Consider the following 16,161-nt stretch of genomic DNA (forward strand, 5'->3'; position numbering starts at 1 on the left):
TCCAAGACCCAGCATACAGGAGGCGCTTTTTTCTTTCAAAGCTCAAATTTCTTCATTACAGGAATGGCTCCTCGAAATGATTGGTAGCGTTGCTGAATCTCTTGGATCTCTTTACATACATCTGCCTTCAAGTCGTCAGGTGAAATAATTTCAACCTTCGATCCATAGCTTAGAACAACGGAAATCGCGTAGTCTCTTTTATAGAAAACTTTATGCAGATCGATATACGTCCCGTGGTGCGTGCATTCTCCCGGGAATTGTTCCAGCACACGCAGCTGAACTGCCGGATCAAAGCGGAGATGCGCAAGCGTCCCTTGAACTTCTTGCGTTTCTTCTTCGTCTTGGCTCGTCGGCTCTTCTTTTGGTTGGAAAATTTCTTCTGTCACCTCAAGTGCAGTAATTCTTGATAGTCGAAAGATACGCTTGGCCTGGCGCAGCAAGCAGTACGCCTCTAGATACCATGCTCCACGCTCCCAAAATAGATGGAGCGGCTCCACTCGTCTTTCGGTGACCGTACCAGATGCGCTTATATATGAGAAGATCGTGACTCGCCTTTGATGAACGGCCTCCGAGAGAGGGTGTATGGTGTTCTTCTCACCTTCTACCGTACTCAGGTTAAAAATGATCGATTCGTTATTTCCCCCATTCACTAGAGCAGGCTGGAGACTGCCGAGCTTATGAACAAGTGATGTATATTTTCCTCCGATAGCCCCTTCCGTGCTCTTTAAGAGATTGTAGATGACCGAAAAGTCTTCAACAGAGAAGTGCTGTTTCGTTATGAAGAAACCTTCCATCAGCTCAAATCCGCCATCTGCTCCTGTAAAAGAAACGATGGGAATGCCCGCCTGATTGATTAACTCCACATCTCGATAAATCGTTCGCACCGAGACCTCAAACCGGGCAGCAAGCTCTGTGGCTGTCACCCTTTTTTTCGTCATCAACTCCATCGTAATGGCGAGCAATCGATCCAGTTTCATCTGTGTTCACTCCTCATGTTCATCACCAATCCGGCAACTGTTATCATCATAACGCACGAATCCTGACATCATGTGTGTCAGGATTTAAAAGACGCACCCTCATCTTTTACACGAGGGTGCGTCCATTATCGAAAACGCTACTTTATGGATGCTTCTTCAATTTGTTGATACGCCCAATGGCCAGGTACTACATCCGGCCATCTCTGTGCCCCAGTCAGGTTCTCTGGAACACGATTCAGCACGCGATTGAGAATCGTTACGGCTTCAGCACGAGTCAACGCTTTCTCTGGCTGGAATGTTCCGTCGGGATAACCCGCCATGTATCCTTTTGCAACTACAGCCGTTATGATTTGAGCCGACCAATGATCTCCCCTCACATCTGCAAAGGGACTGCCCCCTCCTACACCTTGCAATGCCTTATACTTAAAGATTACCGCAGCTATTTCAGCCCGGGTAATGTTGGCCGATGGTCGGAATGTGCCATCCGGGTAGCCGTTCATCATGCCTGCGCTGCTTGCTTGATGAATCGCATTGACAGCCCAGTAGTTGTCGGCTACATCGTAGAACGTCCCCTTATTCGCTGACTGGCTCACCATTCCTGCGTTCAGCAAAATGGCAGCCAGCTCAGCACGGGTCACTGTGCGATCTGGTTGAAAAGTCCCATCTGGATAGCCATTGATATATCCACGCTGACTTTTCGTCTTTTTGTTGGTTGTTGGGCGATCTTCTTCCTTTTCTGTGCTGCTACCACCTAGGAAAAAGGTGCTTGTCGGCGGGGGAGAAGCACCTTTTTTACTGTCCCTGTCCCGGTCTCGACCGTTGTCATCTCTGTCTTCATCTAGATTTCTCCATGCTCTTTTCAAATCATTCAGTGCGTCATCTACCTCAGACTGCGTTGCATGTGGATCGTCGAGGACGTCCCACGCATGATCGAGAGCTTTTTCCAATGCACGCCAGCTCGATCGGGTATAGTCGTCTTCATCCAGGTCTTCGTCCTCGATGTCATCCACCTTGGCCCTCAGCTGTCTTTTATAGACCGCCTCATCCTCTCTCGTCAATTCCTTTCTCGCCTTGATCAATTTCTCAAGAGCAACATCTACGACAAGCTGGCTTGCATGCGGATCATCCAACACAAAGTAAGCCTGCCCCAGTGCATCCTGCAGCTTTCGCCAGCTGACTCTGGTGTAGTGTTTTTCTTGCAGTTTTTCTACTGAAATTTCCTCTACTTTCGATTGCAATTTACTCTTGTCGATGGAGGCATCCTGCTTCGTCAAGCCTTCTCTCGCTCTGACTAACACAGATAGTGCGTCATCAATTTCAGCTTGGGTGACGTTTGTTTTCATCAGTGTTGCTCTTGCCTCGTCCAACGCATTCACAAGCCTTCTCCAGCTATCGGGCGTATATTTATCCTGGTTTAAATTCTCGGCCTTAATTTCATTTACTTTTGCGACCAGATTGTGAAGGTCTACTGTGGAGTCAGCCTCGGCAGGAGTTTCCTCTGCGCTTGCTGCCTGGCTAACAGGCGCGAATACGGATGCGTTGAAGATCAAACAAAAGAGGCTAAAGAAAACAAGACTCGTTATGGCTCTTTTAAAGCGTCTCAATTCCAATCCTCCGTTCTGTACGATGATCCATGCGACCATCTTATTTCCAATCATTACCACTATATGATGGATACCGATAAGAGGATTCATATTATTGAAGAATGATATCGAAAAAATCTGGATGGCTTCCACATACAAAAGCCATGCACCCGATGGAATGCTTGGCTTTTGCTCCCTATTTAACCAACATGCTCAACAGACACAGGCTTTTCTGGACGCTGCTTCGTCTTGCCGGAGATCGAAAAATTCGTCCACATGCGCAGAAGCTTTTCCACAGGTCCATAACGGAACCGTGTGACATACCACTGACTCACGAAAAGCTGTCCCACATAAATCACGATCGCCAATCCGCAGCCAGCCAGTACTCCGATCTTGCCGAACCAACCGAGTCCATAGCCATAGAAGATCGTTGTACAAATGACGGTTTGCATAAGGTAATTCGTTAAGGATAGTTTACCCACTGCCTGAAACCTCGGCAACCAAGTCGATTGTGTGCTTCTGGAAAAAAAACATACAAAGACGAAAATATAACCGATGGCAAGGATGGTTCCGCCAGATATTTCTCCGACACCACTCCACCAATTTCCGGGAAATAGCACATGTGACGCCTTTAGCAAAAGTCCCACTGGCACGAAGATCAGTATTTTTCGGAGATACGAAGCTCGTTCTTCCTCTGGACTCTCGAACCATCGACGCTTCGCAGCATACATCCCAAATAAAAACATGGGTGCACTCATCAACGGAGCAACCAACAGTATTCCGAACATCATGTAGTCAGGCAATCCAAGCGGATCTTCATTGAATCTGTGATTCACGATTTCCTCGTATGTGCCGGTGCCATATACGGTGATTGTTTTGAGGACATAAGCTTCCATCCGAGCAGGATCGGTGATACTCGCTGGATTATTCGGATCATCTGGCACAAATCCTAGCAAGCTGGCCAAGCATAGTATGATCATCCCCCAAACGAGCAACGTCTTCGGTTTACGGTTCATGAACAGTAACAGGAAGAATCCCATCATGCCATAAAACAGTAAGATATCGCCTTCCCACAGGAAGTACGAATGAAGGCTGCCAAGCCCGATCAGCATCAGAAATCTTCGGGCAAGGTAACGTTTTTGCCTCAATCCCTTGGCAGCCAAGCTTTGTTGCATCTTAATGATGCCGTAACCAAACATGAACGCAAAAATCGGCATAAAACTGCCTTCCACAAATATTTGCACCAGTTTGTAAACAGTCATTTCAAAATTCGGCAGCGCGTATAAATCGATTTCCTGGCTTCCCCAAACCCCGTACTGGAATATCAGCATATTCGCCATCAATATCCCTACTAAACTAAATCCCCGCAAACCATCGATGATGCGAACGCGGTTTTGTTTTAGCTCCATGATGATCACCTCAGCTTGAGTGTAGCAACGCAAGCTTAAGGGCTTCTAAATGTCACCTTAATTTTTACTTAATTATCCAATTCCAACTTTTCAAAAATCGCTGCGAATATTTTGGCGATATTTCTCGCGTCATCTATTCCGCGATGATGAGTGCCTTCCAGAGGTATTTGAAGCATCTGCAAAGCCTTCCCCATCCCTACGCCACGCTCTACTCCGATCATTTTTCCATGCTTGTGTTTCAGGCTCATATGGTTCCGAATCCACGTGGAGGATTCTTTGTGAAGTTCACAATCCATTTTCAACTGCTTTTTATCATAAAATCCCCACGAAACTAGACGATAATCAGAACCGTTCCAGTTCTTGAAATTGCGAATAGCCTTACCAAAAGTCGGTGCTTGATCCACCTCTTCTTGAGAAATCGATGTTAATTGTTTGCAAAAGTCCGAGAGAATCGGATGTAGATTAGATTATTACTGATTCTACCATCTCTTGAAAATCTTATGCTACTTGTAGCAAGCTTAGCATTATGCGCAAAGCTAAGCCCTCATACTTTTTTCCTAAAACTAGCAACAATTATGTCTCTCAAACGTACAATTCTAATAGGATACAAAAATTTACAATGCAATCGAGGTGTTAGCAACCATGGAATCATCAATTTCTCTCGTCACCTATCGCCCAGAGCTGGCCGCAGCAGTCGCTGATATGTGGAACGCCAGCCGGGATAGCTGGGGAGGCGGAAACTCGATTACGACCGCAGAACAGATCCGTCAGGAAGAAGCAAATTCTGATGCTCTCGTCGTATACCTGGCGATGGATGGTGAAACAGTCGTTGGCTATTGCAGCCTCGGTGAATATCGGGAAGATACAGGTGCACTCTACATCCCGTTGCTCAATGTACGGCCTGACTATCACGGCAAAAAAGTAGGCCGCATGCTGCTTGCTCGTGCGCTGGAAAAAACGATTGAGCTTGGCTGGCCGCGACTTGACCTTTATACATGGGCCGGAAACACGAAGGCTGTTCCTTTGTATAAAAAGTTCGGCTTTTTCTGGGAAGACCGGGACGACGCCACACATCTAATGAACATGATCCCCACTGTCCTGCGTACAGAGGCAATCGCCCACTATTTCGAGGAGCTTGACTGGTATCAGGATTCTACGCGAGAGATTGTAGTAGAACCGGACGGACGCAAGGAGAACGGCTTTGATTACTTCACCTACTCCTGGGCAAAAGGCGATAAGAACTTGCGCGTGGAGTTTGAGCGGCGCGGTCGAGGCATGCGCCTCATCGAGACAGAGGACTATCTGTTGTCTGCCGAGGTAGAGAAGCTGGAGCTGGTATTTGGCCGGGAGTATCAGATTCACTACCGCATCGTCAACAAATCAGGCAAGCCGCTGCAAATTTCCTTAAAGGGAGAACCGGGCGAGACGATCCGCTTTGATTATCAGCACGAGCTTGCGGTTACAGGGGAAACGACGCTGACTGCAAACTTTTTCGTGGATGAGATCACAGAAGAGCAAAGCGTCTGGCGAACGCATCCTCGTGTCTGCACAAACCTCCTGATCAACGGCAAGGCAGCTCAGTTCCAAGTCGGGATTTTGCCCAAGTTTCCTGCCACTCTTTCCCTGCATGTACCTGGGCTCTCCTATCCAGGTCAAACGAAGCCATTTTATTTGGATGTGGAGAACAACTTTGCAGAAGAGGCGGAATTTTCATTCGAGCTTCCCGCTCATTCCTTTCTCCGCCTAAATGAACAGCGTCACACGCTCCGGCTGCTCGGAAAGGAACGCATCTCGCTTCCGCTTGCCGCTGATTTGCATGAACACGGCTTTTATGAGGCCAATGTGCAAGTAGTGGCAAAGCTGGCGGATGGCAGCACTGTCTCTTTTGCCAAAAAGATCGGGGCCGCCTTTACAGGACTCGGGGCGATGCTGTCTGGTGAAACGGAGCAGGCCTGGCAGGTTCACCATGGCCGCCACACGCTTTCCTTAAACAAGGACGATAATGAGATGACTGTTTCGGTCGGAACAGGTGGGGAGCCATCTACTCTTCTCTATCCGAAGCTCGGCAAACCGTATTCTAGCGAGTTCTCCAAAAAACGTGCCGAGAAAGTCGAATTTTTCATGGAAAAAGGGGCTATCGGTATCCGCGCCACGTATCGTTCGGGTACATACCCGCAAATAGCCTTGGTTGGCAGTACACTCCTATTCGGAGATGGTACGGTGGAACACGGACTGGAGATAGAAAACCTCTCACCTGACAAGATGGCAGCTGAGCTCTGGATTAACCAAGGCTTTGAGCACAGCTTTGAGCGTCCGATTTTGCCTTATCAAGGGCGTTATGTTGAAACCCCCTCCTCCTACGGGAGTGATCTGGACTATTGGGATGCGGAGCTAATCAGTGAAAACTGGCTGTTCACAAGGGAGGAAACAACTACCTGGGGCATGTGCTGGCCAGAGGAGTACCGTCTGGATATTCAAGGATGGTATATGACATTGGAAATTAGTCTCGGGATGATGGAGGCGCATAGCAAAAAAACCTTCGGCCCTATCCACCTCATGCATGGAAGCTGTACCGACTGGAAAGAGTTCCGTGCATTTGCCAGAAAAGAAGCAATGCCAGCGGACTTGTCGCTGTCACCTCATCTGGAGCTGATTGCGAACGAGAATAACCCGTTTGTCCGTAATGAGGAAATAAACGTACAGGTAAAAGAATACAAGCAGCAGTATTTGGAGGGAGAACTGACTTCCTCGCTGATGAGCGATTCAGCCGCAGGGCAAGCACAATCGTTTACGGAAGAGGAGGAAGAGACGGAATCCAGCTTCTCTCTTGTGACTCCTGGTCATCCATATGACCTCGTGCAGGTTGATGGACGCTTTGCCACGCATGACACTCAATTGCGCAGTGCTATTTTCCCGATTGGCCAAGGGAAGGTTATCCACGAGCAGTCTCTGGAAGAAGGACAGCAAGTCTTTATTGCTGACAACGGTCTATTGCGAATCAAAGCAGCTCCAGATTTTTCTTCGACGCTCTACTCCCTGACGAGCAATGGCCAGGAGTGGCTGGATACCTCCTTCCCCGAGCGACAGCCCAAATCATGGTGGAATCCGTGGACAGGCGGAATCGGCAACTATATTGAGGAGCTAAGCGCATTTTCACTGGTCAAGGAAGAGCGTACTGCCTCATTTGTCGAGCTGGTAGACAACAAGCAAAATGTGTGGCAGGGAATCAAGGTGAGCTACCATGTGAAAAAGCAGGAGAAGTATCGCGGCTTGACGTGCCATCAGTACTACCTGCTTTTGCCCGGGGTTCCTGTCCTCTGTCATACAGTAGAAATCGAGCAAAATACCGGAACGTACTTCGCTGACAAGACCTGGTCGACTGAAATCTTCTTGAACACAGGCAATGAAAACGAAAAAGCTTGGCTGAAAACCTGCGATTCCAATGGCGAAGAACTGAGCTACAAGCTTGCACAGGGTGAGTTGTTCGTCGGTGAAATCTCTGATTATGTGGTTGGACATGCTTCCCGGAAGCATCAGATGCAGATCGTTACTGACCTAGACACAGCAGAACTGCAAGTTTACTCCAACAAGGAAGTGGCAGTGACCTCGGTCTTCCGCGAACTGAATCTGCCGAACAATAGCGTTTCCTTTACTCCACCCGTCTTTTTCCTGTTTGCTGACAAGATGATTCCGTCCGATGCCTTGTCTGCTTTACGGGCCATACGTTTTGTTAACCAAGGGAGGACACCGAATGAAAATCATTGATGCCCATATGCATTTATCCCATATCGAGGAGTTCAAGCGGACCGCGGCGGAAAAGTCATTTGTCGATTACTCAGTGGCTGGCCTTTTGCAGGAATATGCGGAAAATGGCGTCGTGCTAGGAATCGGCATGGGCTTGACGGAAACACAGCCGGACGGCTTTCCTGATACGGAGGCTGTCACTCCCATGGGACTGGACCTGACCGACGAGCTACCGCCGCAGTTCGTCTACTGCTTGGGCATCAATCCGTTCAAGCTGGATGAAGCAGCAGTAGCACGCTTGGAGAGCGACCTTCAGAAGCCGCACGTGGTCGGATTGAAAATCTATCTAGGCTACTATCCCTTCTACGCCTATGATAGTGTCTACGATCCAGTCTATGCACTCGCTGCCAAATACCAGGTGCCCGTCGTCTTTCACACCGGCGACACGTATTCGGAGCGTGGGCTGCTCAAGTATTCCCACCCTCTCACGTTGGACGAGGTGGCGGTGAAGCATCGAGACGTTAACTTCATGATGGCCCATTTTGGCGATCCGTGGGTACTCGACGGGGCGGAAGTCGTCTATAAAAACCGCAACATGTTTGCCGATCTCTCCGGACTGATGGTAGGTGACACAGCCAATTGCAAGCGTCTTGCGGACTCCCCGCTCTTCTTCTCCCATCTGCGCCACGCGATCACCTATTGTGATCATTATGACAAGTTTTTGTTTGGAACCGACTGGCCGCTGGCACCTGTGAAGCCGTATATTCAGTTTGTACAGGACCTGATCCCGGCAGAGTATCACGAGGATGTATTTTACAAGACAGCCTTGAAGGTGTTTCCAAAAATCAAACCGTTGGTCGAGTAGACGATACAAATCCCATGTCCCTTCCCTTTCACAATGTGAAGGAGCATGGGATTTTTCTTGTCTAAGGTACCTTTTCCCAGTAATCCCCTCTCATTTGTTCAATAAAATTTCTTCTATTACGACAAAAACCGACATATTTCGTATTATGATAGAGAGAGTATGCGAGTTTGCTTATACATCTTCAGTATCGGACAACCATGACCTGAAGCTTTCGCTAGTAAAAATAGAGTCGACTTTTTGCACGCATTTTAATGGGGGAGGACATGTTTCCTTGAAGAAGAAAATTGCCTGGGTTACAGACAGTACCGCTTTGATACCTGATCACATTAGGGAAGAGCATGATATCTACGTCGTTCCACTGGAGATCATCTTTGAAGATGGAGCTTATGAAGACGGTATTGATTTAACGCCTGAACAGCTTTATCAAAAAATTGTGCAGACCAATTCTGCTCCCAAAACGTCGCAGCCTTCCATCGGCAAATTTGTAACACTCTACGAACGATTAAAGGAAGAGTATGAATGCGCAATTGCTGTCCACGTCTCCTCTGATCTGAGTGGAACCTACAATACGAGCGCAACCGCTGCCAAACTGGTAGACTTCCCTGTCGAATCGGTCGACTCCAAGCTGATGTCCTATCCGATCACCGCGATTATCTTAAAAGGAATCGAGATGGCTAAAGAGGGAAAAAGCTCTCAGGAAATCGCGACAGACTTGCGCGAAGAATACAAAAAGTTTGAAAATTACATCCTGGTCGGCAGCCTCGATCAGTTTTACAAGGGCGGCCGAATGACCGGTCTGCAATATTTTATCGGCAACCTGCTTCAAATCAAACCGATTTTCCAAATTAAAGATGGTCTGTTTGGGGTATATGAAAAGGTGCGCACTGAGGGCAAAGCCGTAAAACGCATGCTGGAGCAGCTGGAGAAGGCGAAGCAGAATTACTCTGTGAAGCACGTGCAGATTCTACATGGAAACGTCTTGGAAAAAGCGCTTGAGCTGAAAGAGAAAATCCAGAGCAAGTACTCCGATGTCGAGGTGTTAATTGGACCGATTAGTTCTACCATTGGGGCGCATGCCGGGATGGGGACGTTGGCGTTGGCTTGGAGGAATGACTAAAGGAACGTAAAAAGTCGCTCGGGTATTCACGAAAATACCTGGGCGACTTTTTTGCTAATCGATACTCTTTTACCTATCCTACCGTGATCACGACATTCCCCTTCTTGCGCCCTGTTTCCACATATCGATGCGCCTCCGGTACTTGTTCCAGCGTATACCGTCTATCGATGACCGCTTTAATATGCCCCGCTTCCATCAGCTCTTTCAGATAAACCAAATCTTCCGTACGTACCTCCGCGATCCCTAGCCCATCTACCGTCAGATATATCCCGTTTGGCGCCAGTGCTTGCACGCATTGGGATTTCGTGCTTTTCCCAACCGCATCAAAGACAATGTCATAGCGCTCTTCTTTTTTTGTAAAATCCTCTTTCGTGTAATCGATGACCTGATCGGCTCCCAGAGATCGCACCAACTCAACATTGGCATTACTACATACCCCGGTCACCTCCGCCCCAAAATACTTGGCAAGCTGTACCGCGGAGGTCCCTACCGAGCCAGAAGCCCCGTAGATCAGCACTTTTTGTCCCGTTTGAAGCTTTCCTTTTCGAAAAAAATGCAAGGCAGTCGTCCCCCCAAAAGGAATCGCGGTGGCTTCTTCATGTGTAACATTCGTCGGTTTTAATGCCACGACTGCCCTTTCATTCATACAGATGTACTCCGCGTGCGCACCACAACGCATCCCGCTTAATGCATACACTTGATCACCTTTTTTAAATTGCTTCACATGTTTTCCTACTGCTTCAATTTCCCCAGATAGCTCCACACCCAGAATCGGGTTCCTCGGCTTTGTGAGACCGAGCACGAGGCGCATGGGAATCCAGAGCAACAACGGACATTTAAAGGCGCGTATTCTACAGTCTCCTGATGTAACGGTGGTTGCATGAACTTTTATCAGGAGCTCATGATCCTTGGGAATAGGCTTCTCTACTTCTTTCAGCTCCAAAACATCTGGCGATCCGTACTTCGTGCATACTACGGCTCTCATTGTCATCCTCCTATGCTGCACTTTGCCATGAGTATAGCGGGAGCACGGTATTGGTATACAGATACTTAAGTATTGTTTTGGATTTACAACAAGCCCAGCTGGCGAGCCCGTGCGACTGCTTCCGTACGCCGCTGTACCTGCAGCTTGTCAAAGATATTCCGGTTATGCCCTTTCACCGTGCTGATTGCGAGGAACAGCTGCTGGGCGATTTCACGATTCGATAATCCTTTTTCGATAAGCTGCAAAATTTCAAGTTCTCGCTCACTAAGCGGCTCGATCAGGGATTCAGCATGGCGGGGCTGATTCGGTTTGCCTCCTCCGCTTTTCGGCTCTTCCTCTTTCCATTCCGCAAGCAGCTTTTCTATATAAGCTGGCATCGTCCTATGAACTGCCGCATCACACAATAACCTTTTCATCGGGATACCTTCGTCGACGAAACTGCGAATGAAACCACCCGGCTCCGCTATCACCAATGCTTCACTCACCATTTGAGCGGCTTTTGCTTGCTTACCATACGTATACAGAACAACCGCCAGCAAAAGCATGATCTTGAGTCGTTCATCCTCTAGCTGTTTTGCCTCTGCCCGCACGAGCAATGGTTCGAGCATCGCAAGTGCCGCTGACGCATCTCCCTGTGCCAGAAGTACACGGGCTTGGAGTATGGGAAGGTCGTGCTTCTGTGCCAAACGAGTTGCCGCTGTCTTGTTGTCTTGCTGAAGCCATATAAGGACTTGTGTTTCGGCAATAGGAGGTATCTGCATGACAAAGCAATGCTTACGAGCCACATACTCAGCCTTTGCAATCATGGCAGCCGCTCCACTTACGTCTCCCTGTGCTAGCTTCAGTCTTGCGAAAAATACCTGCGCTGCCACGACTCTGTCCGTTTGTTCCAGCTGACCTGCTAATTGGATGGCCTGTTCACCATGATGCTCCGCAGTATGCAGGTCGTTCCATTCATAATAAATCCGGGCCAAGCCTAGATGCGCTTCACAAGCAGCTGGCAAGGGAGGTGTACCAGCCAATTTTTGTACATACTGATAAGTCTCAGCCGCCATTTGGAGCTGATTATCTGCCTCCTGTAGCTTCGCTAGTCCAAGCGTAGCCATCATGGTGATTACGACATGGCCAATCTTCTCACTGATCGATACTGCCTCATGGTAAGCCTTGCTGGCTGCGGTACGATTGCCTTGAAGGTGATAGGCATACCCCAGCGACCAAGTAGTGGCTGTGCGGACAGGCAAGTTGTCAGAGTGCAGGTACTCCAAGGCCCGCTTGGCCTCGGCCATGATGTTCTCTGATTGGTGCTTACTCACAGCCAATGTGGCGCGTATGGCAGCGATATGCCCAAAAGTATCTCTGGACCTTGCATCCTGCTCCAAACCTTGCAATGCTTTTTCGGCGGCCAGCAATTTTGGTTCAACGCCAGTCATTTGACCTGTCATTAGCAAGGCTGAGGCGTACATCGCCCACAGCGCGGGCCTTGCATCCAACTCCTCGTGTGGTAACGACTCCAGCCAGTCCAGTACAGGAACTACCCCTCCACGAAAGAGCAGCGGCATCCTCTCTCCCTCCACCAATCGAGCTGCTCGCGATGTATCATTGGCTGCCACTGCATGGCGAAAAGCCTCCATCTCAAGACCATTGTCTTCATACCAAATGCTTGCACGAGTATGTAATTCTGCGACGATTCGCTCTCCCTCTCCTGTTGTCGATGAAAAACGCTGAAGGAGCCTCTGCCGCAGCAAATCAGCAAAAAGATGGTGATAGCGATACCAGTGCCGCTCGTTGTCCAGCGGGACGATAAACAGATTGGCTCGCTCGAGGAATTCTAACGTTTCCTGTCCTGAAGCATGACTTTGGCGAAAAACGGCGTCACAAAGAGGACCGGACAATCTGTCGAGGATGGATGTATGCAGCAAGAACGTTTGAATGCTTGCCGATTGCTGGGAAAGCACTTCTTCCACCATATAGTCGAGGATAAAATGGTGACTGCCGGAAAAAGATGGAAGGAAGGCTGCGACATCTATTTGTTCTTTCATGGAAAGAGCAGCTAACTGTAGACCGGCAATCCAGCCTTCTGTGCGGGCTTCGAGCAGGGCGATATTTTCTGACGACAGGTGCAGACCCATTACACTCGCTAAAAATTCCGCTGTCTCCGAATAGGTAAATCGCAAGTCTGAAGCGCGTACTTCGGTCAATTGGTTCCGGACACGCAGCCTGGCGATCGAAAGTCGTGGTTCCTCGCGGGTGGAGATAACCAGATGCATCTGTGGAGGCATGCGTTCAAGCAGCAAAGTGATAGCCTCGTCGATCGGACCAGACTTGATCAGGTGATAATCATCAAGAACGAGAACAAAATGGGTGGTAATGGCGTTCATTTCATTGATCAGCGTCGTCATAATCGATTCGATTGGGGGCATTTGAGGGGATTGCAAATGAGACAAGCCTGCTCCAATCTTCCGGTCAATCGTTTGTAGAGCAGCGATGAGGTATGTGAGAAAACGTGCAGGGTCATGATCCCCTTCGTCCAGCGAAATCCAGGCCACAGGGCGATCACAACCCGTGAGCCACTCGCTCACAAGCGTCGTTTTTCCGAAGCCAGCAGGTGCAGAAATGATTGTCAGTTTCCGGTGTAGACCCTCGTTCAGCAGTCCGATCAGTCGCTGACGGGTAACGACGTTCAAACGCAGCGGTGGCATGTATAGTTTCGTGGTTATCATTGGCATCATCATACAGGAATTATAATAATCACAATCTTTCGGCGTCAACAAAGAGTCGACGGACTCCCACACCTCATCATACATGGTTAATCTGGCAAGTTTCCAGATTTCGTCCCCACTTCATACGAAGGAAGTACGTGGTCATACATCAAATGCAAAACCATTCCTGTAGTAGCATGGTCCAAGTTATGGCAGTGGTCCATCCACATGCCTGGATTATCTGCGACAAATGCGACATCATAGGTTTCTCCTGGCAGCACGTTTAATGTATCAGTCATCCATGGCGTCATTACTTGCTTGCCATTCTTCCTCAATACCGTCATATGGTGCCCGTGGAGATGCATGGGATGCTCGGCCAGACTTTTATTCACAAAGGTTGTTTTCACCCTCTCCCCTTCTTTGACCACGAACGTTGGGGTGCGAGGGTAGACCTCTCCATTTATCGTCCAAAGAAAATGAAATTGACCGTTGTAAAAGCCCATTCTGTTGCCAAGTATCATGTTGAATTCTCGGTCAAATTGGGCTGCGGAGGTTACTTCATTTTGTACGGGCTTTCCGTATTGTGACGGATCGAACATGTCTGATTCTGCTTCAAAGCTCGGGCTTGCAGGCGGAGTATCCGGATAGAAAATCATACTCGGCTTTTTCTCATCCTGATAGTCGCCAATCTTAAAAAGAACAGGCATGTCGGGCATCGTAAAGGTGACATCGTATCTACCACCTGACCCCAAACGGAATGCGGTTCGGTCCGATAAGCGATCCGGGTCTTGAATCCGCACACCATCAATGCTCGTGATTTGATAGTCAGTTCCTTGCAGCAGATACTTTTGCGATTGATTATGCGTATTGATGATTCTCAGCTTTACTTTCTTGCCTGATTGAATGTGCTTCCATTGCGGTTGATCGTCGTACCCAAAAGCTGTCTTTTTTCCTTGGTCTGTATCCCATCTATGGTTCATAACCGTAAACTCTTCCTCATATCCTTCTGTTTCATTTCGAGGGTCGACAATAAGTGAGCCAAAAAGGCCTTTCACTACTTGCTCTGCGGCTTGCTGGTGAGAGTGGAACCAATACGTACCTGCTTGTTTGGCCTGGAATTTATACGTGAAGCTTTGCCCGGGTTTGACGACATTTTGGGTCATGCCCGGTACACCATCCATTGCATTTGGGACATTGTAGCCATGCCAATGAATCGTGACTCCTTTGTCGATATCCTTATTGCTCAGCTTCACTTCTACGATATCTCCTTGCCTCACACGCAGCTCGGGAGCGATTTCTCCATTGTAGGTCCAGGCATCGATTTTGGCTCCGGAAGAGAGTGTTACTACTTTCGTTTGTGCAACCAGCTCAAACTTGCTGTCTGCCGGAGCAGAAATGTCTCCTGTGAGTGCTGCCACCTCCACCATATTGGAATGGTTCCCATGGTTTTGGTGATCCGAGGTCATGGTAGGGACTCCGCCGCCTTCGTCTATCAAATGATGGTTCATCATGTCGGAGGCTTCCGGTAATTTGGACGACTGAATTCCTGCCAGAACATGAACGACCATGACCGTGATGACAACACCGGTAGTTATGACACTCATCAGCCCAAATTGAAACAGCTCTCTCCCTCTTTTTTGCTGGGCGAACTCACCTCTCCGAACAGCCTGATACTTTCTTCTTACGAAAAGGAATGGAACGAACAATATCAGCAAAAGCAGGAAAGGTAGTTGGACTAGCTCAAACATGTTGGGCATAACCGGCTGGGCGAAGATGTGGCTTGCGACATTCATGACAGAGGTTATTGCTGCTGCATAAATCGGGATGACCATGCCAGGATGCGAAAGCTTGGCGAGCGTGTCTGCCGATATGCTTTCTTGCTGTGCTGGCTGGATGGTTCGCAGTTTAGGCAAAACGTACATGGCGACAGGGAGATGGCCGATCAGCATGATTGGGGCGATCACTTTGATGATGCCTTCGACGAAAAGCCATCCATACCGTACAAACTGACTTATGACCAGAAGACACCATATCAGATCGATTACGAGAGCAATACAGCTCACCCAAATGAGCAAGGTTTTCCTGCTTTTCAGGCGTTGAACATTTTGGGAAGCGGGGAGCATCGTCACGATGAGGCTAGCCCATCCCCATAGCACCGTCATCACAAGGGCTACGATTATACCTGCAATTGTTTCAAGCATAGCATCTATTGCTTTTCATTCCTTTCCCCACGTTTTTTGATTTTACCGAACGGTTTGAGATAGGAGATGGCTGTCATAAAAACAAGTGCCACGATATTGGCAATTGCACCCCCGAGCAAGGAATAGCTAGCCGTGAGAAATCCTGCATCCTTCAGGGCGACGATTCTCATTTGATCCGCCCCTTGAATGAGATCGGATAACCAGTTGCCCATGAACTTGATCCCAAACGCAATCAAGAAAACCGTCAAAATGAGCTTGATGACAATCCAGTAATGCTTGAAAAGCCCCCATTGTGTCCAAATGGATAAGGCAATACCGGATACTAAAGCGACCAACGCCGTGTATCGAATCAAGACCACATCGATCAAATGCATATTGTCGAGTGTGTAGTATAGCTGCTCTCCATTGCCAGACTTCAACATGTAAGAGCCGAGTACAAACATGCAAATGGCCCCTCCTAGCCAGCACACAACCGACAGAACATGAATCGTAATGAGCCATTGCTTTTGTTTGATCGAGAATTTGTATTTCATTTTCCCACCCTCCCCTTATGCTGTTGATGCTACCAGCAAAATGTTGCG

The 16,161-nt window shown here is 48.5% G+C and carries 11 protein-coding genes; 3 read left to right on the plus strand and 8 right to left on the minus strand.

Annotated features, from left to right (window positions below):
* Positions 1-35 precede the first annotated feature (35 nt).
* From AB1L17_RS19280 to AB1L17_RS19295, 4 genes are all read right to left on the minus strand, one after another.
* On the minus strand, positions 36-977 hold the full coding sequence (locus tag AB1L17_RS19280) for a helix-turn-helix transcriptional regulator (RefSeq protein WP_412846825.1): 942 nt from the start codon (positions 975-977) through the stop codon (positions 36-38).
* A 137-nt stretch (positions 978-1,114) separates the two neighbouring features.
* Positions 1,115-2,581 (minus strand): S-layer homology domain-containing protein, encoded by a 1,467-nt coding sequence (locus tag AB1L17_RS19285; RefSeq protein WP_412846824.1) that lies wholly within the window; start codon positions 2,579-2,581, stop codon positions 1,115-1,117.
* Between the two features lie 179 nt (positions 2,582-2,760).
* Positions 2,761-3,969, minus strand: coding sequence for a DUF418 domain-containing protein (locus AB1L17_RS19290; protein WP_412846823.1), 1,209 nt, complete (start codon positions 3,967-3,969; stop codon positions 2,761-2,763).
* A gap of 68 nt (positions 3,970-4,037) precedes the next feature.
* The gene (locus AB1L17_RS19295; RefSeq protein WP_412846829.1) at positions 4,038-4,421 is read right to left on the minus strand and encodes a 3'-5' exonuclease; all 384 of its coding nucleotides are present in this window, start codon (positions 4,419-4,421) and stop codon (positions 4,038-4,040) included.
* A 190-nt stretch (positions 4,422-4,611) separates the two neighbouring features.
* Here AB1L17_RS19295 and AB1L17_RS19300 point away from each other — a divergent pair, with 190 nt between their 5' ends.
* The 3 genes from AB1L17_RS19300 (at position 4,612) to AB1L17_RS19310 (ending at position 9,695) form a co-directional block, all read left to right on the plus strand.
* Positions 4,612-7,734: a GNAT family N-acetyltransferase gene (locus AB1L17_RS19300; RefSeq protein ID WP_412846822.1), complete on the plus strand. Its 3,123-nt coding sequence runs from the start codon at positions 4,612-4,614 to the stop codon at positions 7,732-7,734.
* The gene (locus AB1L17_RS19305) at positions 7,721-8,578 is read left to right on the plus strand and encodes an amidohydrolase family protein (RefSeq protein WP_412846821.1); all 858 of its coding nucleotides are present in this window, start codon (positions 7,721-7,723) and stop codon (positions 8,576-8,578) included. Before AB1L17_RS19300 ends, AB1L17_RS19305 begins: the two co-directional genes overlap by 14 nt.
* Positions 8,579-8,849: 271 nt before the next feature.
* Entirely contained in the window at positions 8,850-9,695 is an 846-nt protein-coding gene (locus tag AB1L17_RS19310) for a fatty acid kinase binding subunit FakB (protein WP_412846820.1), read from the plus strand.
* A gap of 73 nt (positions 9,696-9,768) precedes the next feature.
* Here AB1L17_RS19310 and AB1L17_RS19315 read toward each other — a convergent pair whose 3' ends face one another.
* The 4 genes from AB1L17_RS19315 to AB1L17_RS19330 form a co-directional block, all read right to left on the minus strand.
* Entirely contained in the window at positions 9,769-10,680 is a 912-nt protein-coding gene (locus AB1L17_RS19315; protein WP_412846819.1) for an NAD(P)-dependent alcohol dehydrogenase, read from the minus strand.
* An 83-nt stretch (positions 10,681-10,763) separates the two neighbouring features.
* Positions 10,764-13,412: a winged helix-turn-helix domain-containing protein gene (locus tag AB1L17_RS19320; protein WP_412846828.1), complete on the minus strand. Its 2,649-nt coding sequence runs from the start codon at positions 13,410-13,412 to the stop codon at positions 10,764-10,766.
* 74 nt (positions 13,413-13,486) lie between these two features.
* Entirely contained in the window at positions 13,487-15,580 is a 2,094-nt protein-coding gene (locus AB1L17_RS19325; RefSeq protein WP_412846818.1) for a multicopper oxidase family protein, read from the minus strand.
* A 5-nt stretch (positions 15,581-15,585) separates the two neighbouring features.
* Positions 15,586-16,113 carry a hypothetical protein gene (locus AB1L17_RS19330; protein ID WP_412846817.1) on the minus strand — a complete coding sequence of 176 codons (528 nt, stop codon included), beginning with the start codon at positions 16,111-16,113 and terminating at the stop codon, positions 15,586-15,588.
* Between the last annotated feature and the right edge of the window lie 48 nt (positions 16,114-16,161).

This window comes from Brevibacillus jepli (assembly GCF_047229145.1).
GTDB lineage: Bacteria > Bacillota > Bacilli > Brevibacillales > Brevibacillaceae > Brevibacillus.